This is a genomic window from Bacillus sp. MMSF_3353 (genome assembly GCF_030733445.1).
GTDB lineage: Bacteria > Bacillota > Bacilli > Bacillales > Bacillaceae_G > Bacillus_A > Bacillus_A wiedmannii.
In genome coordinates this window covers 1-22,099 of record NZ_JASHJA010000022.1, presented here as the reverse complement: position 1 = coordinate 22,099, position 22,099 = coordinate 1, and the positions used below count along the sequence as shown (strand labels likewise).

Genomic DNA, 22,099 nt, shown 5'->3' with positions numbered 1-22,099 from the left:
TCCTTTTTATTTGTGCATAATCAATATATAAGAATTTATATTAACACTAAATAATTTTATTAATTACTGTTTTAGAATAAAGGTTATTCAACTCATTGCAAATAGCCTAAAAAAGATAAGCCAAAACTATTATTAAAATATAAAATTAATATCATACATTACTTGTTCAGCTACATTATCAGCTAATTGATTAACAAATTGATAAAACAAATACTAAATTTATTTTAAACCTAAAATCGGTAATATTGTGTAATTAATCCTATATCCTTCAAACCCTGATGGCTTCACATCGTATTCCCACTTATCAAAGCATTCTGTTAACATGTATCCTACTTTTCCTTTATTCTCGTCTGTATTATGATTAATATAGCCGCATTGTTGGTGCGAGGTAATGAGATCCCCAGAAATTTTCTCCACATTCTTAAAACGGCTAAGATCAGGCGTCACATCTATCCAACTTTGATTGGTTACTTTATCATAACGAGCTTTTAAACGATAAATAATCCAACCATTTGGTTGTTTGAGTACACTATTCTCTAAAGAGGCCTTACCTGAATAGTAAGTAACTACATCAATCTCAACTTCTTCTTTGTTTTTCATATCTTCCATGAATTGTACAACTTCACTATAATCTGTTTCTTTTAGTTCTTCCTCAAAAACACCAAGTGATACTAAAATTAGTATGAACGCTGTAATTGAAAATAAGGTAATGATTATCTGTTTTCTTGTCATGTAGTTCCCCCTAATTATATTAAACACTACACATGATATGGCTTTGAATATATTCACTCTAGTGGTCTAACGTTTTTCCTCTATTTTAAATTTCACCAAAATTAACCACATTATTGTTTCTAGAAATACTAAATGAAAATTATATTTTCAACATGGTTAAACTTCATTTTAAACAGACAACAGATAAGGTATACCGCGCCCATTACGATATGACTACCTACTAATCTTTTTCTTTTGTACAAACAATTAATAGCCGTAATTTTCACAAAACATTTTGACGTATTACTTATTCCAATATAAAATTATATGCAAACAATCAAAATTAACCTAAAATATAAAAAGGGTATACCATACTAACAGTTAAATGCTTAGATTTGTCCTTTTCCATAATTAACAAGGATAGAGTAACATGAAAATAGAGAGCGAGTACCGTTACTAATCACATGCAGGTTCTTTGAAAATTACATTTTCATACTATAAACATAAATAAAAGGGGTACATACGAAATGAACGGTTTAATGGAAAATAATTTAAGAACTTTGTTCCTTCTCTTTGTAAGTATAATTGTACTAGTATTTCAAACTATTATTTTTGTAAGAATAGTAAGAAACTGGTTCAAAACCAAAAATATAGATAAATTAAAAGAAGATAAACAGTATATTAAAAAGCTAACTATAGTATACATAGCAATTATGGTAATAGGTGCTATTACAAACTTACCTTTATTCGGATTTATATTGTTAGGTTTTATGTCTAATACTATTATATTAATGTCTTTAAAGATAGAATTGTCTAATACAAAATCAAGTCAGTTGAAAACTGTGAAGAACTCAAAGCTCATGTTATGGTTTGTAATGAACACTATACACTTAGTACTTTTCTTTGTTGAGGGGATAAAACTCATTAAAAGTATTTAAGGCGATACTTCGAGATAACGATACGACTTCTTATGCATCACTTAATTGCATTAAATTGACAAATTTATAGAAGCGATCGTATCTTTTAAAAGAAACAGTCGCTTCTATAAACATATATGTATTAATATTTATATTTTTTTATTGTACAAGGAATAGTTACGATATACAAATCTATAGCATAGATTGTAACCCAAATCCCTTTCCCTTCAGCTTTTAACTTTTTATTTAGTTGAGATAAATGCTCTAAAACTTTTCTTTCCCCCCACCTTCTAGGAAACCATTGAAAAACCTTAGGGACATTATGTTTCTTATTATACCAAGCATTCAATCTCCAGAAAGTGAAAAAAACAAGACAATAATTATACTACAAAAAATATCAAAATATGAAATCCCTAAAATCATATTTCCTCCTTTTCTTCTTTTTCTGACATTAAAACTCCACAAAAAATATCAAACACATTTTGTTTCTAATTTTATCACTGTATTTCCCCATATTTTAAGCGCTATCTAATCTTGTTTCTCTAGATTTATCTCTATTAAGACTTCTAGTTCATTTATAATTCCTATTATGTTTGCCTTTATTATTTATGCAGAATATACAATCAATATATACTAATTTTTTACAGGTCTTTTCTACATTTTATCATTAAGAAATTAATTGAAGGTTCATTTTCTACATTCTTATTTGGTTCATCAATTTCCGAAACTTGTACTAATCCATACTTATTAAAATCTTGTTTTATAGATTCAGAATCATAGAAGTACATTTTTATACCTTCCATTATCTCATAATAATCTTTATCCAACTGTTTTCCTTTTCCATACATTGGAGCTTTTTTAGAAACAGTTGTAAAAACCATATATCCACCAGGTTTTAACTGATTATAACAATCCTTAATAAATTTCTCTCTTTCCTGCTCATTCAACAAATGAAGAAGTGCATGACTAAATATCCCATCATAAAGGTTATTATCAAAAGGCATTTCGTTTACCGAACCGTGATACATACTAACATCTTCTAGTCCGTTTTCTCTTGCTAAATCGATCGCTGTTTTCGAAATTTCAATACCTATTACATTTATACCATTTTCGATAAATACCTTTGCGTTTCTCCCATATCCAATACCCGGAACTAATATGTCTTTAACATTGTTTTCCACAAAAAAATCTTTTGTCAAAATTGCAGATTCTGTAGGTTCAAACCCCCACATCGTTTGCTTCTCAATAAAGCTTGATTCCCAAAATTCCATTATATTTCTATCTCCTTATTCTTATCTCATGTTTAATATCACATGAAAAACCTATTAATTTTAAAGCTGCTTTTTTCACCACAGTCACTATAGCTCCATTGAATATAGCATAATAATAAGCCTATATCTATTTTAAAGATTGGTGTAAAACTCACTCTTTTTTATCAACCCATATGTTTTTGTAGAAAAATAAAAAAGCCAATACTTTTGTTGTGGTATTAGCTTTTCTCAGGAGAAATTATCTTTTTGTATTGTGCTGATCTAATATTTTTTCTAACATTTCTAAAGTTATCGGTTGAGCTTTCTCTATTAATTGATAACCAATACGTCCATTCGGCTCAGCTGTAACTTGCTGCAAACTCTTTAAATCATGAATTCCTTTTTCTCTTAATTGCATATAAAGTTGTTGTTCAGACATTTTTGCCTTCATCAAGTTCGCTTTAATAATCTCTCCGTTTTCAACAATTACAAAGCTACTGCCATTTAGGAATTGTTCCGCCTTCCTTGATTTCAGTTCAAAGAAATGAATAATAAGAAGTACGCTTGCAAATATTACAGCTGCAAATATAGATGGAACTACCTTCCTACTTAATACAGGCTCTACAATAATACGTGCTATTGATACTACTATAATGATTTCAGCTCTCGTCATTTGGCTAACAGATTTACTACCCGTCATTTTTAATGCAAGAATCCCAGTAAAAATTAAAATAATACTTTCAAAAATAATATGCATAATAGCCCAATCCTTTAATGGTAAATGTTATTAGCATTCCCATTTTATATAGCATTCTAAATGAACTTTAATTAAACTTTTTTGTGAAAATTAAAACTTACATATATAGAAAATGGATCTATTTAGCCCAACCTTTTTTCAATAAGGATTTGATGATCCATCTTCTAATGTCAAAAAAATACAAAAGCACCCAAATGGATGCGTATAGATTAAACTTATTCATTATTACTTTCTCCACTTTTATCATCAACTGATTTCGAGTCTAACATGCTGCCTATATCAGGCGGTAAAGCTAACTCTATACCAGCTACTGGTTGATTATCTTCATTAAACCATTGTTTCTTAAATTTAATCAATTCTTCATTTTTCTTATTTTCATCCATATTATCCCGCCTTTTATGTACGATATTAAACACTTTACTTAATATGTACATTGAGAAAGATAATATACTATTTGTACATAAGGAAAGAGCAAAACCCCTTCCCTGTTTACACAACCCTTTGTACCTATTAAAAATCCCCGTACATTCTACTCCTCGTTTTGTTATCATATTAGTGACGAAATATAAGTGAGCTACGTGATAAGTACATGGTCATTTTATTTATATGAGACAAATACTTTTAAAGGAGTAATTATTCCTTCACTTAATTCCTCAAAACATTTTTTAAGTGCAGTATAATGAATTTCATGTTGAAAAATCTCTTCTATCCATGGCGTCTGTTCTATTTGACTAAAAAGCCAATCTGCATGTTTTTGGTAATCATATCCATCACTTGAACCAATGATTTGCAATTCTTTTCGATAAAAGTCAGCGGTTAATGTTAGGTCTTCTATATTACCATCAGAAAGAATACATATCGCCCCATTACTATTAATAGCCTTTTGCAATGTGTGAAACCCTCTATTTGTAGCAGAACATTCTAAACCGTAATTATACGTATTTATAACTTTCTCTTCCGAATCAAAGAGATTTTTCGCACCAAACTTCTTTGCAAATTCTCTTCTATTTTTATTAGGTTCAACAACATCCACTTGCTCTACACCTACATAGTATTTTAAAAAAGAACAAGTGAGTAAACCAATCACTCCCATTCCAGTTATAAGTACCTTTGCATCCTTTTGCGGATTTAGTTTCAATACCCCTTTAGCAGCATCACACGAAAGAATAGATAATAAAGCAACTTTAGGTTTTATATAACTAGGCACCCGAATTACTTTATCACCTACTTTTAATTTTGTTACTTTATTTCTAACTTGAATAACTTCCCCATAACTTTCATATCCAGTTTTTCTTGGATAAATAGGATTTATATCTGTAACATCTAATTCTTTATACTGTGGTAACTCTGCTCCAATACTTATTGCACCTGAAATTGTTTTAATAATAATTTCCTCATCCTGTATAGACTTAATTTCGCGCGTTTCCCACTTAAGCTGTTTTGGTCCCTCTAAAACTAATTTATTTTGTTCCATTTATAACCCTCTCATTTTATAAAAATATATTCTCACTAAATTTCAAACAATGTATAATAGATTCATCTAAAATTTAGGCTATAACATTGGCTAGCTTCTAACAGTAATAACATGATAATTGAATTTGATGGATACAGAATGAATGAGTATGTTATTGGCCGTAACTGTTCTCTAAACGAATTAAGAACAATTTATTTACATGTAAAAAATGAAGAGTTATCTAACGAAGAGCTTCTAAGCTTATTTTGTGTACGGTACCACTATGAAAGAATCCCAAAGTTACTACGAGAATACATCATGAGCGATGTTGTCATTGATTTAGATACGGACTATATTTATATTCCTAATAGATAACAGTAAACTAGTTGAAATGAATAGAAATTACGATTCAGCTAAGTGTTTAATAAAATAAGTGAATACCCAAATTAATGTCGCAAATTGAGTGACAAAATACATTGTCCATTCAAAACCAGTCAATTTCCTCTCTCGTTTCACTTTCTTTAAGTATCTGTAAAATATAAATGTACTTAAAAACATAAGTAACAATGATAATTGCTGTAAATCATCCACTATACGTACCCCCATAGACTCCATCAACCTCCTATTCAAAGTAAATACTATACCTTAAGGATATCACCTATTGGTAGTTTATTTCCATTTAAAACAATTATGTCCTAAACAAAATGAGCACTCAACAATTGAGTGCTCTAAAAAGTATTAACGTAACAATTTTCTTCTAGTTTTTATAACTCAGTTCTATCACTTCTGATATATGATTACTATCATATTTCCTTGTATAGGAGTAACGTCAGGAAAATACGGATTTACAACGTTTAGGAATTTTCAATACTAAAAAGCCGAACTTCACCGTTAATTAATAGAGAAATTGAGCTTTTTCATTACTCCATAAGCATTTTTAAGTTATATTTAAAAACCATGCCTTGACATTGTCTAGAGCATGGTAATTATTTAACCTAATATAAAACTGCTAATTTGATTTTTTAGCTCATCTATTTATTGAATTCATTAACTGGAAGAAGTATTCAGGTTTATGAGTCTTATTTAGGTTATACCATGCATGTAATGTATCTGGTGCAAATACATCTAATTTTTTCAGTACTTCCATCGCAAATTCCAGAGGAGCTATTCCTGATGCAGTAACTAAATTCGCATCAGATACCGCAGATCCCAACTCATAGAACTTTTCTCCTTTATAGTTAGGACATACCATTTTAGTGTATTCTAAATTATTACTTGTATGCTTTCTAGTATCTAAGTATCCCATATTGGCAAGGGCCTCAGTTGCACCACAAATTGCAGCAACAATAGTGCCAAACTTTAAAGCTTGGCCAATTCTTTCCAAGATAGGCTGATGAATTTCTTCACTCCAAGTAGTCCCTCCTGGTAAAATTAAAAGATCTTTACTCTCAAAAGTACATTCATCAAGGGAAATATCTGGTTTTATGCTCAGTCTCCCCATAGTAGTAATCAATTCTTTATTAGCTCCTACTGTAATTACTTTTAAAGGTACTAAATCTTTTTTAAAATATCTTCCTGAGTTTAGTTCGGTAATTAAATATCCATATTCCCAGTCCGACATTGTATTAAATACATATAGAAAAACTTTTTTTGTTTGCATCCCATATCACTCCAATCACAATTGATATGGATATTATAATATAACTTCCCTGACAGTTAACGTCAGGGAAGTTATCATACTTCATGAAATTTTATTAATTCCGACAGTACTTCAATAAGTCTTTTCTTAAGACTTATTGGCTCAATAACTTTAATAGATTTATTGTACGGTAAAAGTAAATAAGGTACATATGTATGTATCATATCTTTTTCAAGAAGAAAAACTGCTTGATTTGAAGTCCGCTCTTGTAAATAATGTCCTAAAAACCAATGTTGGCAAATATCAGCCAATACACTTTTATCCCCACTAATAACCAAAGAAATAATTCCTTCTTTATCTTCTATAGTTGGAAGAAGATTTTTTATAAAAAAGTCACGTGCTGAAAAATTTTCTGGCCGGTTAAACTTATTTTCGGTTAGCATTAAACTTTCAATTCGATCTACTCTAAAACTACGGATATCATTCCTAAGATGACAAAATCCAATCACATACCACTTATTATTCCAATAGATAATTCTGTACGGATCGACCAATCTATAATTTAATTGCTTTTTGCCACTTTTATAGTAGAGGATTTTTATTGAGTACCCGTCAGTTACGGCCTGCTCCAATTCCTTCAAAAAATGTTCCATAGAGAGTGAACTAAATCGACTGATTACTTCTAGACTACTTACATGTTGGTTTATCTTTGCTTCCTGCTCTTGATTTGAGTATTTACTTAGTTTTGAAATGGCCCTATTTAATGCTTTACCTCCATAATATCCGGCTTCTTCTGCAAAAACAGCAGCGTGAAATAGTGAAGTTTGCTCTTCCAAATCAAAAAAAAGAGGAGCCTCAATAAAATTGTTCAATAAAGTGTATCCACCGTTATGTCCTGGTTCTGAAATTATAGGTACACCACTTGTTGAAATTGTATCAATATAACGATACACAGTCCTTATATTCATCTCTAACTTTTCTGAAATTTGTTTCGCAGTAATTTTTTACCTGAGCGAAGCATCCATAGAATCGCTAACATATTATCAATTTTAGGCATGTAATTCCACCTCTCTATGGAATTTATCCCCTATTATATATTTCTGATTTTTAGTATAACTCATCAACTGTTCCTTTCCGATAGCTTTTTATATAATGAGGCCATAAACACATTTGTAATTTCACAAATTTGATTTACAGTCATATCTACCTCTTTATAAAGCTTTACTGCATAATTCATTCCTGCATGATTTTTATGGTACTTCTTTAACCGACCTTTAAACTTTCCTTCTTTCTTAGCCAGTTCAATCCCTTCACGCTGCCGCATACGGATAAGATCACGTTCTAATTGGTTTACACCCGCCATAACCGTAATTAAGAATTGGCTGTAGGGATTATCTTCTGATAAATCTAGCCATGTATCTTTGAAGGATTTTAATTATCATCTTTATTATAATATTTAGTAACAACAATAGCTTCAATTATTATAGCGATACACACAAACAAGAGAATTATTTTGCGCCTCACAACAAACCTCCTTTTTCATTTTTTTCTTTTTTAAATTGAAAGGTTATACGTTCCACTTGTTTGATTTCCTCAATTACTTTACGAATTCCTACTTCAATCCTATCTTCCTTTACATTCGATACGTTTAACTTTAATAGTCTTTCTTTCGGAAAACCTCTCATATAATTTTTATCAATAGTATCAATACTTATTTGCATTTCATTTAATCTTTGGAAAAACATTTCGGAAATACTCGTTTTTTGTAATTCTAAACAAGTATGGATTCCAATTGTATTATGCTTTTTATATATGAATAAAAGCGGGTTTTCACTATGAGTTCTTTCTAATGTTTCTGCTAGTTTTTTAGATCTATCGTGATAGGAAGATTTAATTTTATTTTTATGACGTTCAAACATGCCACTCTTTATATAAATTTCTAAAGCAGCTTGAGATATCATTGGGCTATCAATATCTAAAATCTTTTTATATTTATGGAAATCATTTGCAATGGATGGCGGAATGACCGCAACTCCAACCCGTAAACCTGGAAAAATAATCTTCGAATAACTTTTTAAATATATTACATGATTACAATTATCCAAGTTATATAACGGATCTGCTTTTGAATCCATTTCTAAATCTGCTAAATAATCATCTTCCACTATAAATACATTATATTTCTTAGCCAGTAGCACGATTTTTTCTTTCTCATCTTTAGAGTAAGAAGTTCCAAGCGGATGATGATATCTTGGTATTGTATAAAAGAATTTTATTTTACCTGTTCGAAAAATGCGTTCCAATTCATTTAAGTCAATACCTTCATTCGTACGTTTAATACCGATTACAGGAATTTTGTTTATTTCTAGATATTCAATATATAGATGATATGTTGGTTGTTCAATTAATATCGTTTCACTTTCATTTGGAAATGGTATAGAAGTTAATATTGCTAGCGCCTGCTGTACACCTGACGTTATAAAAATATTCTCTTCTTTAGTGAAGACTTGATAGTTTGCCAGTTGTTTTTGAATAACCGGAATTAAAGATGGTAAACCTTTCGGCGTCCCATATACAAACAAGTCATTTTTATATGTATCAATGGCTTTATTAATACAACGTTGAAAATCTAAATATGGAAAAACATCTGGATCTGGTGCTGAGGAAGCAAAATCAATTATCTCGTCATTTTCTACCAAACTCCCTGATTTTCGAACAACGTAGTATCCACTTTGAGGGATGGAATAAATAATATGACGCTTTTCTAATTCATGTAGTGCCCGTATTACTGTCGCCTTATTGCATTCATATTTGGTAACGAGTGTCCGAATAGACGGTAGTTTCTTTCCTTCTTTTATATCTCCATGTTGAATCATTTTTTCTATATCATTAAAAATATGTAAATACTTATACATTATTTCACTCCCTTATGCAAGGACTTAAAAAGTTTCCTCATTCTTAAGCAAACAGAAATACATTCCATCTATTACTTTAAATTTTAACATTATTTCACATTTCCTTCTTTTAACAAGGAAATTACAATTAATAAATAGAATATCTCCATGAATAAATAAAAAGTGAGGGATATGTCATGCAGCGCTTAAATACAATTGATATTAGTAACGTTCTAGAATTAGAAAAGACTCTTTCTACTTTATTAAATGAAGAGATTTCTTCAAAACTAGAGCTTGAAAACTGGTTAAAAAAACAATCTACAGTCATTTGGGAAATTGAAGAACAATTAAGATCGCACTATATCGCCTTTCAATGTAATACAGATAATAAAAAAATAAAAGATACTTTTGAATATGATCAACAATATGTACGACCTCTTTTGAAACGTTATCAAAATTCATTTGATAATAAATATTTAGAGTCTCCTTTTCGAATGGAACTTGATTCAAAAACGTATAGCTTACTAGATAAAAAAATAAAGAATGCGCAGACTTTATTTTTTGAAAAGAACATTGATTTAGAAGTAAGAGAAGACAAACTAGTAACCGAATACTTCGAAATTACCGGTGGTTTAACTGCGCTATGGGACGGTGAAGAAAAAACAATTACTGAACTACAGTCTTACTTACAAGATCCGGATCGTCATATACGAAAAAAAGCAAAAACGCTCATTTCTGAAACATTTTTATCTGTTGAAGATACATTACAAAATATATTAAATGAATTAATCGCAATCCGTCATCAAAAGGCGCAAAACATTCAATTACATAATTATCGTGATTATATGTTTAAAAAACATGAACGTTTTGATTATACAGCAGAAGATTGCTATGAGCTTGCTGAATCTATTCGTAAATACGTAGTACCACTTATCGATAAAATATTTAATGAGAAAAAATCTGAACTTCAAGTGGATAGTCTTCGTCCATGGGATCTAAAAGCAACCGCACCAAATCAAAAAGCATTAAAACCAATCGAAGACGCGAGTGATTTAATCGAAAAAAGTTCTCATGTTTTACACAAACTAGACCCTGAATTTGCAACATTACTGGACCGTATGCATAAAAATAATTGCTTAGATTTAGAAAGTCGTAAAGGAAAAGGACCAGGAGGATTTTGCGAACACTTACCTGCTTCGCAACTATCTTTTATTTTCATGAATCTCAATCATACACATTATGACGTTACTACTTTCCTCCATGAAATGGGCCATAGTATTCATAATGAATGTATGAAGCAACTAGAGCTACAAAAATATTTAGAAATCCCTTCCGAATCAGCTGAGCTTGCTAGCATGACAATGGAATTATTTTCGATGGAGTATTGGGATACATTTTATGAGAATACAGAAGAATTTATAAAAGCAAAATTAGATTTCTTTAAAGATATTGTTAAGTACTTACCACAAATGCTTATCGTTGATCAATTTCAACATTGGATGTATGAAAATCCTAATCATACTGCTAAAGAAAGAAATGAAAAGTATTTAGAATTACATAAAACATACCAATCGAACGTCGTAAATATTGAAGGGTATGAAAATTGGATTGCAACTAGCTGGTTACCTGTACTACACATATTTGAATTACCATTCTATTACATCGAATACGCTATCGCACAACTTGGTGCACTACAAATGTATAAACAATATAAAGAAAACCCTAAACAAGCAATAGAAAATTATAAAAAAGCTTTATCATTAGGTAGCTCTAAATCTTTACCGAAATATATGAAGCGGCTGGCATTCGTTTTGATTTTTCTGGCGAAACAATTAAAGAACTAATGTTATTTGTAGAGGGCGAATTAGAGTCACTTAAACAATTATAAGAAGGAAGCTGTTCCTATATTTTAGGTTCAGCTTTCTTCTTTATTTTATTTATTAATTCTATGTACTGAGAATCACCATATCCGATTGTTGGAAAAATTTGAAACAACTTTATTAATAATTCATGATTTGATAAACCTTGATTTTTAGAGATGAATTTCATTACGATATTATCTTCTTTTAGCATTTCTAAATATAAGTCTATAGCCTGATACATTACAGGTGGTACTTTATAGGATGTTTTTTTATGGTTTACTAATACTTCATTGTATATAGAAGAATAATTCCCCAATTCAAGTTCAATTTGATTTACTTTAAATTCATCTTCTCTGAAGTTATTTAAGTATACTTTCCCTTCATAGCAAGACTGTTCAAGGTATGAAAGTAAAGTAAGTAGATTCATTTGGCAAAACATATCTTCACCGAACCATAAAACAATACATTTATACTTTTTTGTAAAAAGATTTTCTAACGGATCTATAACCTTTTTTGTATAACTTTCTACTGAACTGTTGTGTCCTTCTGCTCTTATATTAATAAACTCTTCATTAAAAACTCGTGTAGTAGCCGTGTTTACACACATTGCTTCGTTAAATGGAGCGTAATCAGACTCACCCATTAGCTTTTCAGCTTTAAATTCTTCATACATCATTTGACCATTCAATATGTTTAATACATCTTTATCAAACAACTCATTATTATTGCTACGTAACTGCTCAACCTCAAATTTTCTAGAAATATTCATTTTAAACTCCCCTTCTTTATTTATATTGAGTTTAACAAATGATTGAATAGGCATGTTGTTAAGTTGATATTCTCTTGGATTCATTCCAAAAACATTTTTGAAAGCTCTACTATAAGCCTCTTGCGAAGAATAATCATAATCTAATGCAATATCTATTATCTTTCTATCATTCTTCAAATCCTCCGTAGATAAATACAGTCTTCTTAAAAGAATATAGCGCCTAATACTAATGCCTGTTACTTGGTGAAATCTAAAAGAACAGTAATACGGAGAATAACCCATATAACGCGATAATTCATTTAATGAAAATCCTTCTTTTAAATTGCTCTCAATCCAATCAATCATCTGCTGTATATGTTCATTCATTCCCTTCACTCCTTATTTATAATTATAAAAGAAGTTCGTTTCTTTCTTTTGATATTTCTTGTGTTTTATAACATGAGCCATTCTCTAAGATTTTCAAAATTTATATGTAAGTATTAATTTTATTTTTTTAGCTATCTTATTTTTTGATACATTCTATTAACTTTTCAATTTAGCGTTAATTAGTATGATGGATGCACCTTACCACTTTTTAAAAGTCAATTTACATCATATTTTATTTTAAAGGATTTCAACTATTAAACACGAATTTTGTAAATTAAGATTTTTTTAGTTCTCTAGTTAAAAAATATAAGTTTGGAAAGGACGCTACAATGAACGAGCTAGAAAAAGAAATACTCCAATTAATAAATGAACGATATCCATTAAATTTTATTAACATTAAACCTATAACGAATGAAATGTATCAATGTCTTACAGAACTAGGTTCATACTTCATTAGAATTACAAACTACAAAAAATATGAAGAACAATTAGAAGAAGTTGCATATACGAACTTTTTATATGAAAATGGTTTAGCAGTTCCTCCAATAATACCTTCTCTTAATGAGAATTTAGTAGAAAAGTTAACATTAGACAAGGAGATTTTTGCTGTATTATATAAAGCTGCGCCTGGCATACATTTACCAAGGTACGAATGGAATTCTAATATATTTAGAAAGCTTGGTAAACAAATTGGAAAATTACATCGTATTTCTAAAAGCTTTGAAAAGACTAAACCGGTTAAACATATAAACGATTGGTATGAAAATGAAGAGTATAATTTTCTTAAGTATATCCCTAAAGAAGAAACTACTATAAGAGAAATTGCATCTGACGTTTTAACTTCTATAAAAAAGCTACAAAAATCCACTTCAAATTACGGCTTAATTCACGGTGATTTATGGTTAGAAAACATTTTAGTTGAAAACAATTCAAACTTAACAATGATTGATTTTCAAGACTGTGAAAAACATTTTTACATATTTGATTTAGCCGTTCCTATTTATAGTGCGATAGAATATTCATTTGCTGGAAATGGGAATATAGCAGACTATGAACATTCTATTACAAAAGCACTATTTGCCGGGTATCAAGAGGAAAATGAACTACCAAAAGAGATGATAGACAGGTTTCCATTGTTTATAAAATTAAAGGAGCTTTTTGAATATAGCTTAATGCATATGTATTGGGATAAAGAAGAATTAACTGAGGACCAAGTACGAATAATGAACCTTTATAGGATGAAGATCGAAAATAAATATACCTATATCAATGTTTAAAAATGCTGTTGTTTAACTACAAGTATACTCCTCTATAAACTCAGTGTAATTATACTAAAACCTTTCTCCACGAAAAGATAAAAAACTTACCACTCTCTATCTTTAAATAGAAAGTGGTAAGTTTAATTTACTAGGAATATCGGAAGGAAAATGTGGTGTATACACAATTGAAAATGCATATCCTTGCTCAATAAATGATACTTCATTATGTTTACATTGAAATGGTACACTATTTCTCTTAAAGTTAATTTGGATTTGCTGTAAAAATACAGGGTCCGGTGTTCCGAAAGAAACATGCACTTTCGGTGGTAAAGCTTTCATCGCAATTGGGATCCAAGATCGCTGCCACCAAGTCGCAACAATATATGCAGTGCCACCTATAACAAAATTGAAAATATCCCCATCTTCCATCGTTTTCATATTAAGATTTGATTTTAGCCACTCTGTAAATACTGGTACACTTTTAACGGGAAGTCCGATTTCTCTTACATATAAAACGTTTAATGGTGAATGTGGTACTAATACATCTTCTTTAACATAACTATGCGCGATAATTTCGAGAAGATTTCCATCTCCATCTCTGAAATATAAGTTGAATCGACCGCTCTCTTCATCAATTGTATGACCATCTTTCCATTTCGCAATAAGTAATCCAGACTGTTTTAGCCATTTTGCTGTTTCATGGAATTTTGAATATGGAATCTCAAAAGCGAAATGTGCAGGTGCGATTAGTTCGTATACTTCTTGAAAACTAATTGTAGTGTATGGTGTTACTTCAAATTGAATAAAAGATGCCGTTTCTTTTTTTATTGGAAAAGATAATATGTCCTTATATACTTGTTTTACCCCTTTTATGGAAACCGTTTGTAGTTTAATATCTGATATATGTGTAATCACGTTGCATACCCCCTTGTTTCTTATTATCTATTCGTATTGTATTACATTTATAAATAGATAGAATCAAACGGAAGGATGGATTTTTCAAATAAAAACTACAACTTTAGTATGAATATGTTAACTTCTTTCATTGTTGATATAGTATTGTTTCCATACAAAAAAGCTGCCTTTCCTTAAACGAAAAGCAGCTTTTACAATTAAACACATTATGATTTTACAGCAGTAATCATAAACCTTTTTGAATTCGTACGAATCCCTTTTTCAGAACTATTTGCGTCAATGAACTTTTGTAAAATAGTAAAATCCTCTTCCTCTTCTCCAAATCTAGGAATAATAGGTGTATGTTTTAACAAGAAAATAAGATCTTCAGGCGAACTGTAATAATCAATAATATTATATTCACGTACTTGCACGAGTTCAAATCCTGCACTACTAAGTTCACCCATATACTTTTCTTTTAAAGTTCCATCTCTTTCACCAAAGCATTGTCCTCTTCCAAATGCCTCTTTCAAGTTCAATTTATCATGTTCACTAACTTGTTGTGTTAAAAACAAAGCACCTTTTTTCATTACTTTTGCTAATTCGGATGCTATAAACGGTGCGTGACAACTAGAAGCAATATCAAAATACGCATGTGGAAACATTAAAACTTCAGAATCCATTTGAAGAAACTCAACATTTTGTACATTTGATTTTCTCAAATTGGAATGTGCTTTTTCAATCATTCCGTCAGAATTATCTATTCCAACTAACAATTTAGCCGAAGATGCTATGTTAAGTACATTTTCTCCTCCACCTGTACCAACATCTAGTAAAATATGTGATGGCTTGCATCTTTCTTTTACCTCTCTATAAAAGTCCCATGAATCTCCTACAGTTTCACATTTTATTTTACTAAAATCCCATCCATTTAATCTTCCTACTTTATCATAAAAGTTTTTGTACTCTAATTCGTTCATTTTTTGTTTTCCCCTTTAGTGATATGTAATCATAAACTTATTAGTTAATTATATATTACAAAATATAAAATTTCAGAAAAACATTCCAAACACCATATTTAGTTTACATAACGTTTTTATAATCTATTACTATTTGTACATTCTAAATGCCTCCTTTCCCACTACCACACAAACTACTCAAAACAGCGCTTACTGATTTTCCATGTTTAGATAAGCTATATTCCACTTTAGGTGCTATTTCTTGAGGAATTTCCCGGTTATTAATTGATCTCGTTCCAATCCCACTTAAGTTCCTTGAGATATATCTAGGATTAAAAAGCCCCTTATAAATGTGGATTTATAATCCTAATTTAGAAACTGCTGAAGTAATACAGGGTCCTTTTTTAAAAGTTCTGCTAAAAACAAAAGTTGCGGAAAAGGTTGTAAGATTAATTCTTTATCCATTTTTTCTTTCAATATGGCTATTCCACCTTGCTTAATATAATCGTTTAGTGTGATTGCCTTACTACAAATAAGTCTAATATCACTTACTGAAAGTAATAAGAGCCCGTTCGTTTCAGAAGATGGAGTTGGTTCATTTTCTGAATATGCCATATACATAATAGATAAAGTTTCATCTGGACTATCAATAATTAATATTGGATCGATTTCATTTTCTACTTTTATTTTCTTTGATTGTGCATTCCAATTCTGTTTGTAGTATGTACTTGGTGAACTCAAAATAGTAATATCAATAGTAGCTTCTTCTCTCACTTCTCTTTTAGCAGTTTCTACTGCTGTTTCTTCATCTTCTTTATGTCCTCCAAGCCTTACTACACCTAATGTATCTCCTTTACTCGTTGGTCCAACCTGAAAAACAATTAAATTTTTATACATTACATACGCACCAGATGTTCTTACATTCTTATTTATATGTATCAATATTCTACCTCCTAAGAATCTTTGAATAAGATAGTTTACTATAATTTTATTATGTATTTAAATGATCTTCAATCCAATTCACAGCATCAACTAGATTTTGCGCTATATAATCATATACCACTTCTTCCCACAAATTTCTATACTTTGTTAATGAACTTTCTCCCCATCCTGTTCTCACTAAAATCTTTTTCATATTAGCCCTTTCAGCTGCAAACATATCTGTACTCCCTGTATCTCCAATAAGAAAACATTCTTTTAAGCATAAATCATGTTTTTCTGCTGCTTTTAAAAGTAAACCTATATTCGGTTTTTGGCAGTCGCAACTACTATTTATTTTATGTGGACAATAGTACATTCCATCTATATATACACCTTCATCTTTTAAAATTTGTTGCATCTTTTGAAATCCTTTAAACAGTTCTTTTTCGGTAAAATATCCCCTTCCAATTCTAGTTTGATTTGTATATAAAAACACTTTTAATCCTAAGTTATTTAACCTTTGAATTGCTTTAGGTGCAAAATCAAATATTGTAAATTCATTCGGGTGAACTCCTCCACCTGTCCCTCCAATTGTTCCATCTCTATCTAAAAATACTGCCTTCATTTTTATTTCCTCCTTAAAGTTTAAAAATACCTCTAAAAAGTAGGATTCATCTAAAAATTACAGAATTCTATATATAACAAGTATTGGACGGATGATTTTCAAATTCCTCTATAATAAAGGTGGTTCAAAAAGTTGTGAAATTTATACTAGAACGCAGGCTTACCATTAAGACAACTTTCTCTAAAGAATACAAGATTTTCATTTTTGGTTTACTCATTTCACCAATTGGGGATTCACTATATACTTTTGCATTGCCTTGGATTGCCTATCAATTAACCGGTTCAGCTGTAATTATGAGTTCTTTATTTGCTATTAATGTATTGCCAATTGTTTTATTCGGCCCTTTAGTTGGTGTAATAATTGATCGATACGATCGAAAAAAGTTACTTTGGATAGCTGATATTACCAATATTATTTTAGTAAGTCTCGTACCAATTCTACACGCATTACATCTATTAGAGATCTGGCATTTATACGTAATTACTTTTATCTTAGCAGTTATGTCTATGCTTTTTGATGTAACAACTGTTACAGTCATTCCACACATTGCAGGTGCATCATTAACAAAAGCTAATTCTTTCTATCAAATGATCAATCAATTGGCTAGTTTGTTTGGTCCAATTATAGCTGGGATTTTCATTTCTTTTATTGGCGGCTTTCAGGTGCTTTGGATTAATGTTCTTTCATTTATTGCAACATTAGTTGCTGTGATATTATTACCGTCTATGAAAACCGTAAACAAGAAATGCGAAGATAAAAATGCACTTCAAAATGTACTAGCTGATTTAGTTAATGGATTTAAATGGCTCAAAAATGATCGCTTAAATTTAGCTTTATCTTTTCAAGCTATGATAGGAAACTTTGGTGCAAGTGCGGTATTAGGTATATTCATGTATTATTTATTATCCACATTACAACTTACCCCGGAACAAAGTGGTTTTAATTATACATTAATTGGAATAGGTGGTCTTTTAGGAAGCTTGATTGCAGTTCCTTTAGAAAAGAGGTTGCAGCGCGGCCTTCTAATTCCTTTACTCCTATTCGCTGGAGCAATCGGCTTAACTTTTGCGCTTTGGAGCACATATTGGCTTGCTCCCGGCATTGCTTTCGGTATTGCAATGACTTGCAATATTGCATGGAATACAATTGTAGCCACAGTTCGCCAAGAAACCGTTCCATCAAATATGCAAGGAAGGGTTTTAGGATTTTCGCGTGTACTTACACGATTAGCTATGCCACTCGGGGCATTAGTAGGAGGTATTATTTCAGCCTATAATCCAGTACTTGTATTTGTTTTAGCTGCTTTCACGAAGCTGCTTGAAGTTGTTATTGCACTTTATAGTCCGATACGAAAACTATGATGGAAGGAAAGATAATTATGTATGATTGGTTAATTGAAATTGAGAAACTTAAATATCTATTACAATGCGCTAATTTTGTAGATTTGCAAAGAAAATTGTGCTAGTCATTGATGAATCGAATCAAGAAATAATTTCTCTTGATATTTATGGATAAATTGATAAAGAAAAAAGGCATTATGTATATGCCTTTTTTCTTTATCATCATTTTACTGGATAACAAACTTCTGTAACCCACTTATTAGGATCCGATTCCATCGCTGGGCTCACATGATAAATGTTAAACATCGGGCCTGCTAATTCGTAACCTTCTGTCTCAATCCATTTTGCTGCAGCCTCATTTACAGCTGTCATTTGTTCATAACTTCCATTAACTGTTATAGACGCCACATGAGTTGATTCAATATTTTTAAATGTAACATCATTTGTATTTTCATGTTTTCCTAAAATACTTAGCTGTATTTCTACATCCAAATCATTTTCTTTGTATTCACGATCATGGAAAACCGCAATACTATAACTCGGATGAGCAATACTAATATTTTTCATATGAATTTCTTGCATTAATATACTCCATACATCCCCTTCGCAATTATACGATGGAATAATCTTTCTAACACTAGCTACATTTCTTTCTGGAATTTCTTTTATTGAAACATGATAGTTCATCTCAACAACATCCTCTCTCATCGTTTTCATTGAGGCTTCGAGAAGACGTAATTGTTTTTGGAGGTTATTCATGTTTTCCTTAATTTGAGCACTACGATTTAAAAATTGTTCCTTAATACCATCTATATTATCGGATTCTACTATTTCTTTAATAGTAGCAATATTAAATCCCATATCTTTTAACGTTTGAATTCGATTTACTTTTTTCAATTTGGCTGCTGAATAGTATCGATATCCACTTTGCTCATCGACTTTTACTGGCTGTAATAATTCCACTTTATCGTAGTGTCTCAACATACGTATACTAATGGAAGATAGTTTTGAAAAATCCCCTATTTTAAACATGTTTTCCTCCTATGAATTACATCTACTTCGAAGCTCAACTTCATCTTAAACAATGACATCGTGTGAGAGTCAACTGTTTATAACGCTTAAATTATATTTCTTTAATTATTTACCTTTATACCTTTTTCCTCCTTAAGGCTATAAAGATTGAAATTAGCCCGTTCACAGCTAATAAAGTTACAATAATACTTGTAAATAAAGCTACGTCTGGCGCAAACATTTTAATCGTGCGCCATGGTGATCTTGTACTATAAGTAAGAATTGGGATGAACGTAATAAATAATAGTAGGTATAGAATCCCTATGGATAACCAAATTACCTTTTTTGCAGTTTTCATATGTTTATACTTTTTAATTAACATAAATGATATTATGAAAAGTATAAGTGTAACTATCAACAAAATAATTTGTGTAAATGGTATGTTTTTAGGGGAATTAACCGGTTCTTCTCCATTCAAAATACTAATAATCCCATTTTTCAATACCGATAGTGCTGATTCTTCTAAAACATGATTTTTATTTGTTAAAATCACACCACTCCAGCCACTTTTATTTAAAATAAATATTTCTGCACGAGCATCGGGCGTTGATCCTGAATGCCAAATCATCGTGTTGCTTTCATTTATATTTGCTGTTCTTAATCCAAAACCATAACTTTTTTCTGAATTTATTTTATAAAGTGGTGAAAGGTAAAGATCCATGTTTTATTGCTTTAAGAATTGAGCATCCTCTGACCGATTCAAAAACATAGTATACTGAATCATATCTTCTAAATTTGCAGTAATATAGCCATACGGTGCCCCGGCATTATCATAGGCGACTATACTTTTTTTCGGTATGCCAAACCAAGACTGATAACCTGTTAAATAACCTTTTTCATATGCAGTCTCTTTACTTGCTGCCGCACCATTCATATTTAATGGCTGAAAAATGTGCTTTTCCATATATGATGAAAATGTTTCATTTGTAACGGCCTCAATAAGTGCACCAAGTATTATATAATTCGCATTACTATATTGATATTTTTCACCTGGTGGAGCAGTTAATTTTACATTTGAAAGTTTCATTACACTTTCTTTTAATGCTGTAGAACTTTTGGATTGCTTATCCGATAATGATAAGCCCTCATATGTGCTTATTCCACTTGTATGAGTTAGTAGATGTTGGATTGTTATAGTTGAGGATATTTGAGAATCTTTTAGTTTAAACCAGGGGAGGTATCGTTGAACTGCATCCTCTAATTTTATTTTTTTATCTTCTATTAATTTCACTATAGCTAAAGCTGTTAAAGATTTACTTATTGAGCCGATTGCAAATGGGGTTTTACTAGTTACCTTTTTTTCAGATTCTCCAGTAATCCCCATCGTTTTTGTGAAGAATACATCCTTATTATGTACAATTGCAACAGAAGCTCCCGGAATGTTCTGTTCCTTTATAAATTTTTCAATATACTTATCTAATGCAATTTTAATATTTTGCTGAGCGTAAACTTTTGGATCTGTAATACATAACATTAATACATTACAAAGAATATAAATTAGAGACAGTTTATAGATCGTATTCTTCATTATGCTTTAGACAGCTTTCTTTTTTTATAACTTACTAAACTAATAAATACTGCTACAGAGAGCATAAAACTAATCATTATTAATAATGAATTCCACCATTGATTTTCTGAAATACGATATAAAAGATTATACTGGAATGTATTTTTACTATTAGTTGGATTAAATGATCCAGTTAAAAATATTGTCAATGTAGTTTGCGAGACAAGGTAAGTAATAACTGCGATGAATATGTCACGTAACATAGATGTGTTTAATTTACCCTTTTTATTTTTAAGTTGTTTCATTTTAACTTGTAAATCAATTTCATTTATTTCTAAATAATCTTGAACAAATAATTGGGGTGTACCTAAATCATCTATACTATCTTCACCATGTTCACGACATTCTTGAATATGTTCTAATATTTGTCGCTTTACATTTTCCATTTCTTCTAAACTAATATCGTATCGCTTTAATTCCTTAAGTACGTCTGTTAAAAATTGCTTTTCTTTACCTATCAATCTATTCCTCATTTCAGAAGGTCTCCTTTCAAACCACTTTTTAATAATGTTTGAATATCCGATTGCAATTCTAACCACTCGTTAATTTTCTTCTCAAGACGTATTTTTCCGTTTTCATTAATTTCATAATAAATCCTAACTTTACCATTGTCTGTTACTACTTGATAAGTATTAACCCACTCTTGATTTTTCAACTTAGTTAATATGGGGTAAATACTTCCTACTCCTTTCAATTTTAAATTGTTTACTTCAAGTTCTTTCATAATCTCATAACCATAACTTTTCTTTTTCGACAAAATAGATAATACACACATTTCTAAATGACCTTTAATTAAACTTGTTCTATCCATAGGATAAATTTAACAGAAATATATACTTCATTCA

21 protein-coding genes and 5 pseudogenes are annotated in these 22,099 nt (G+C 30.4%); 5 read left to right on the top strand and 21 right to left on the bottom strand.

Annotated features, from left to right (window positions below; translation table 11 throughout):
- Positions 1–219 precede the first annotated feature (219 nt).
- Positions 220–732: a hypothetical protein gene (locus RBB48_RS25210; protein WP_088063550.1), complete on the bottom strand. Its 513-nt coding sequence runs from the start codon at positions 730–732 to the stop codon at positions 220–222.
- Between the two features lie 506 nt (positions 733–1,238).
- On the opposite strand from RBB48_RS25210, the gene RBB48_RS25205 reads away from it, so the two are divergent.
- Positions 1,239–1,649: a hypothetical protein gene (locus tag RBB48_RS25205; protein WP_064056258.1), complete on the top strand. Its 411-nt coding sequence runs from the start codon at positions 1,239–1,241 to the stop codon at positions 1,647–1,649.
- 121 nt (positions 1,650–1,770) lie between these two features.
- Here RBB48_RS25205 and RBB48_RS25200 read toward each other — a convergent pair whose 3' ends face one another.
- The 5 genes from RBB48_RS25200 to RBB48_RS31885 form a co-directional block, all read right to left on the bottom strand.
- A complete protein-coding gene (locus RBB48_RS25200; protein ID WP_371878392.1) occupies positions 1,771–1,977 on the bottom strand; it encodes a hypothetical protein in 207 nt (68 codons plus the stop codon).
- A gap of 292 nt (positions 1,978–2,269) precedes the next feature.
- Positions 2,270–2,899, bottom strand: a complete 630-nt coding sequence (locus RBB48_RS25195; protein ID WP_306008245.1) for a class I SAM-dependent methyltransferase — start codon at positions 2,897–2,899, stop codon at positions 2,270–2,272.
- A gap of 238 nt (positions 2,900–3,137) precedes the next feature.
- Positions 3,138–3,635 carry a DUF421 domain-containing protein gene (locus tag RBB48_RS25190; protein WP_060488475.1) on the bottom strand — a complete coding sequence of 166 codons (498 nt, stop codon included), beginning with the start codon at positions 3,633–3,635 and terminating at the stop codon, positions 3,138–3,140.
- Positions 3,636–3,850: 215 nt separating this feature from the next.
- Entirely contained in the window at positions 3,851–4,018 is a 168-nt protein-coding gene (locus RBB48_RS25185) for a hypothetical protein (protein WP_048547055.1), read from the bottom strand.
- 215 nt (positions 4,019–4,233) lie between these two features.
- Positions 4,234–5,109: a zinc-binding dehydrogenase gene (locus RBB48_RS31885; protein WP_306008244.1), complete on the bottom strand. Its 876-nt coding sequence runs from the start codon at positions 5,107–5,109 to the stop codon at positions 4,234–4,236.
- Positions 5,110–5,220: 111 nt separating this feature from the next.
- Here RBB48_RS31885 and RBB48_RS25175 point away from each other — a divergent pair, with 111 nt between their 5' ends.
- Positions 5,221–5,463, top strand: coding sequence for a hypothetical protein (locus tag RBB48_RS25175; protein WP_088063546.1), 243 nt, complete (start codon positions 5,221–5,223; stop codon positions 5,461–5,463).
- A 27-nt stretch (positions 5,464–5,490) separates the two neighbouring features.
- On the opposite strand, the gene RBB48_RS25170 is transcribed toward RBB48_RS25175, so the two are convergent.
- The 5 genes and pseudogenes from RBB48_RS25170 to RBB48_RS25150 form a co-directional block, all read right to left on the bottom strand.
- Positions 5,491–5,694: a hypothetical protein gene (locus RBB48_RS25170; RefSeq protein WP_215559070.1), complete on the bottom strand. Its 204-nt coding sequence runs from the start codon at positions 5,692–5,694 to the stop codon at positions 5,491–5,493.
- Positions 5,695–6,115: 421 nt separating this feature from the next.
- Positions 6,116–6,748 (bottom strand): type 1 glutamine amidotransferase family protein, encoded by a 633-nt coding sequence (locus tag RBB48_RS25165; RefSeq protein WP_088063544.1) that lies wholly within the window; start codon positions 6,746–6,748, stop codon positions 6,116–6,118.
- 74 nt (positions 6,749–6,822) lie between these two features.
- Positions 6,823–7,784: pseudogene (locus RBB48_RS25160) on the bottom strand (helix-turn-helix transcriptional regulator).
- Between the two features lie 63 nt (positions 7,785–7,847).
- Positions 7,848–8,162: pseudogene (locus RBB48_RS25155) on the bottom strand (helix-turn-helix domain-containing protein); the annotation flags it as partial.
- A gap of 85 nt (positions 8,163–8,247) precedes the next feature.
- Positions 8,248–9,642: an aminotransferase-like domain-containing protein gene (locus tag RBB48_RS25150; protein ID WP_088063543.1), complete on the bottom strand. Its 1,395-nt coding sequence runs from the start codon at positions 9,640–9,642 to the stop codon at positions 8,248–8,250.
- Positions 9,643–9,818: 176 nt separating this feature from the next.
- On the opposite strand from RBB48_RS25150, the pseudogene RBB48_RS25145 reads away from it, so the two are divergent.
- A pseudogene (locus RBB48_RS25145) lies at positions 9,819–11,509 on the top strand (M3 family oligoendopeptidase).
- Between the two features lie 14 nt (positions 11,510–11,523).
- Here the strand turns inward: RBB48_RS25145 and RBB48_RS25140 are convergent.
- A complete protein-coding gene (locus tag RBB48_RS25140) occupies positions 11,524–12,618 on the bottom strand; it encodes a helix-turn-helix domain-containing protein (protein WP_193673934.1) in 1,095 nt (364 codons plus the stop codon).
- A 329-nt stretch (positions 12,619–12,947) separates the two neighbouring features.
- Between RBB48_RS25140 and RBB48_RS25135 the strand changes: the two genes are divergently transcribed.
- Complete coding sequence (locus RBB48_RS25135; protein ID WP_306008243.1) at positions 12,948–13,895, top strand: phosphotransferase enzyme family protein; 948 nt, start codon at positions 12,948–12,950, stop codon at positions 13,893–13,895.
- Positions 13,896–13,997: 102 nt separating this feature from the next.
- Here RBB48_RS25135 and RBB48_RS25130 read toward each other — a convergent pair whose 3' ends face one another.
- The 5 genes and pseudogenes from RBB48_RS25130 to RBB48_RS25110 form a co-directional block, all read right to left on the bottom strand.
- Positions 13,998–14,792, bottom strand: a complete 795-nt coding sequence (locus tag RBB48_RS25130) for a VOC family protein (protein ID WP_306008242.1) — start codon at positions 14,790–14,792, stop codon at positions 13,998–14,000.
- Positions 14,793–14,998: 206 nt separating this feature from the next.
- On the bottom strand, positions 14,999–15,751 hold the full coding sequence (locus RBB48_RS25125) for a class I SAM-dependent methyltransferase (protein ID WP_137015470.1): 753 nt from the start codon (positions 15,749–15,751) through the stop codon (positions 14,999–15,001).
- A gap of 116 nt (positions 15,752–15,867) precedes the next feature.
- Positions 15,868–16,030, bottom strand: a pseudogene (locus tag RBB48_RS25120) (winged helix-turn-helix transcriptional regulator); the annotation flags it as partial.
- A 66-nt stretch (positions 16,031–16,096) separates the two neighbouring features.
- Entirely contained in the window at positions 16,097–16,672 is a 576-nt protein-coding gene (locus RBB48_RS25115; RefSeq protein ID WP_306008241.1) for an NUDIX hydrolase, read from the bottom strand.
- 49 nt (positions 16,673–16,721) lie between these two features.
- Positions 16,722–17,276: a D-glycero-alpha-D-manno-heptose-1,7-bisphosphate 7-phosphatase gene (locus tag RBB48_RS25110; RefSeq protein WP_306008240.1), complete on the bottom strand. Its 555-nt coding sequence runs from the start codon at positions 17,274–17,276 to the stop codon at positions 16,722–16,724.
- Between the two features lie 134 nt (positions 17,277–17,410).
- Between RBB48_RS25110 and RBB48_RS25105 the strand changes: the two genes are divergently transcribed.
- Positions 17,411–18,637, top strand: coding sequence for an MFS transporter (locus RBB48_RS25105; protein WP_306008239.1), 1,227 nt, complete (start codon positions 17,411–17,413; stop codon positions 18,635–18,637).
- 201 nt (positions 18,638–18,838) lie between these two features.
- On the opposite strand, the gene RBB48_RS25100 is transcribed toward RBB48_RS25105, so the two are convergent.
- The 4 genes and pseudogenes from RBB48_RS25100 to RBB48_RS25085 all read right to left on the bottom strand — a co-directional run bounded on the left by RBB48_RS25100 (position 18,839) and on the right by RBB48_RS25085 (position 22,065).
- Positions 18,839–19,648: a MerR family transcriptional regulator gene (locus RBB48_RS25100; RefSeq protein WP_306008238.1), complete on the bottom strand. Its 810-nt coding sequence runs from the start codon at positions 19,646–19,648 to the stop codon at positions 18,839–18,841.
- 115 nt (positions 19,649–19,763) lie between these two features.
- Positions 19,764–21,215, bottom strand: a pseudogene (locus tag RBB48_RS25095) (serine hydrolase domain-containing protein).
- Positions 21,215–21,727 carry a hypothetical protein gene (locus tag RBB48_RS25090; RefSeq protein ID WP_306008237.1) on the bottom strand — a complete coding sequence of 171 codons (513 nt, stop codon included), beginning with the start codon at positions 21,725–21,727 and terminating at the stop codon, positions 21,215–21,217. The pseudogene RBB48_RS25095 and the gene RBB48_RS25090 overlap by 1 nt, the downstream one beginning before the upstream one ends.
- The gene (locus RBB48_RS25085) at positions 21,724–22,065 is read right to left on the bottom strand and encodes a PadR family transcriptional regulator (RefSeq protein WP_149214292.1); all 342 of its coding nucleotides are present in this window, start codon (positions 22,063–22,065) and stop codon (positions 21,724–21,726) included. The genes RBB48_RS25090 and RBB48_RS25085 overlap by 4 nt, the downstream gene beginning before the upstream one ends.
- Between the last annotated feature and the right edge of the window lie 34 nt (positions 22,066–22,099).

Excerpts from the sequence above, each read along its gene's own strand:
- RBB48_RS25210 (WP_088063550.1), bottom strand. The coding sequence starts at position 732 with ATGACAAGAAAACAGATAATCATTACCTTATTTTCAATTACAGCGTTC.
- RBB48_RS25205 (WP_064056258.1), top strand. The coding sequence starts at position 1,239 with ATGAACGGTTTAATGGAAAATAATTTAAGAACTTTGTTCCTTCTCTTT.
- RBB48_RS25195 (WP_306008245.1), bottom strand. The coding sequence starts at position 2,899 with ATGGAATTTTGGGAATCAAGCTTTATTGAGAAGCAAACGATGTGGGGG.
- RBB48_RS25190 (WP_060488475.1), bottom strand. The coding sequence starts at position 3,635 with ATGCATATTATTTTTGAAAGTATTATTTTAATTTTTACTGGGATTCTT.
- RBB48_RS25185 (WP_048547055.1), bottom strand. The coding sequence starts at position 4,018 with ATGGATGAAAATAAGAAAAATGAAGAATTGATTAAATTTAAGAAACAA.
- RBB48_RS31885 (WP_306008244.1), bottom strand. The coding sequence starts at position 5,109 with ATGGAACAAAATAAATTAGTTTTAGAGGGACCAAAACAGCTTAAGTGG.
- RBB48_RS25175 (WP_088063546.1), top strand. The coding sequence starts at position 5,221 with ATGATAATTGAATTTGATGGATACAGAATGAATGAGTATGTTATTGGC.
- RBB48_RS25170 (WP_215559070.1), bottom strand. The coding sequence starts at position 5,694 with ATGGGGGTACGTATAGTGGATGATTTACAGCAATTATCATTGTTACTT.
- RBB48_RS25165 (WP_088063544.1), bottom strand. The coding sequence starts at position 6,748 with ATGCAAACAAAAAAAGTTTTTCTATATGTATTTAATACAATGTCGGAC.
- RBB48_RS25150 (WP_088063543.1), bottom strand. The coding sequence starts at position 9,642 with ATGTATAAGTATTTACATATTTTTAATGATATAGAAAAAATGATTCAA.
- RBB48_RS25140 (WP_193673934.1), bottom strand. The coding sequence starts at position 12,618 with ATGAATGAACATATACAGCAGATGATTGATTGGATTGAGAGCAATTTA.
- RBB48_RS25135 (WP_306008243.1), top strand. The coding sequence starts at position 12,948 with ATGAACGAGCTAGAAAAAGAAATACTCCAATTAATAAATGAACGATAT.
- RBB48_RS25125 (WP_137015470.1), bottom strand. The coding sequence starts at position 15,751 with ATGAACGAATTAGAGTACAAAAACTTTTATGATAAAGTAGGAAGATTA.
- RBB48_RS25110 (WP_306008240.1), bottom strand. The coding sequence starts at position 17,276 with ATGAAGGCAGTATTTTTAGATAGAGATGGAACAATTGGAGGGACAGGT.
- RBB48_RS25100 (WP_306008238.1), bottom strand. The coding sequence starts at position 19,648 with ATGTTTAAAATAGGGGATTTTTCAAAACTATCTTCCATTAGTATACGT.
- RBB48_RS25090 (WP_306008237.1), bottom strand. The coding sequence starts at position 21,727 with ATGAGGAATAGATTGATAGGTAAAGAAAAGCAATTTTTAACAGACGTA.
- RBB48_RS25085 (WP_149214292.1), bottom strand. The coding sequence starts at position 22,065 with ATGGATAGAACAAGTTTAATTAAAGGTCATTTAGAAATGTGTGTATTA.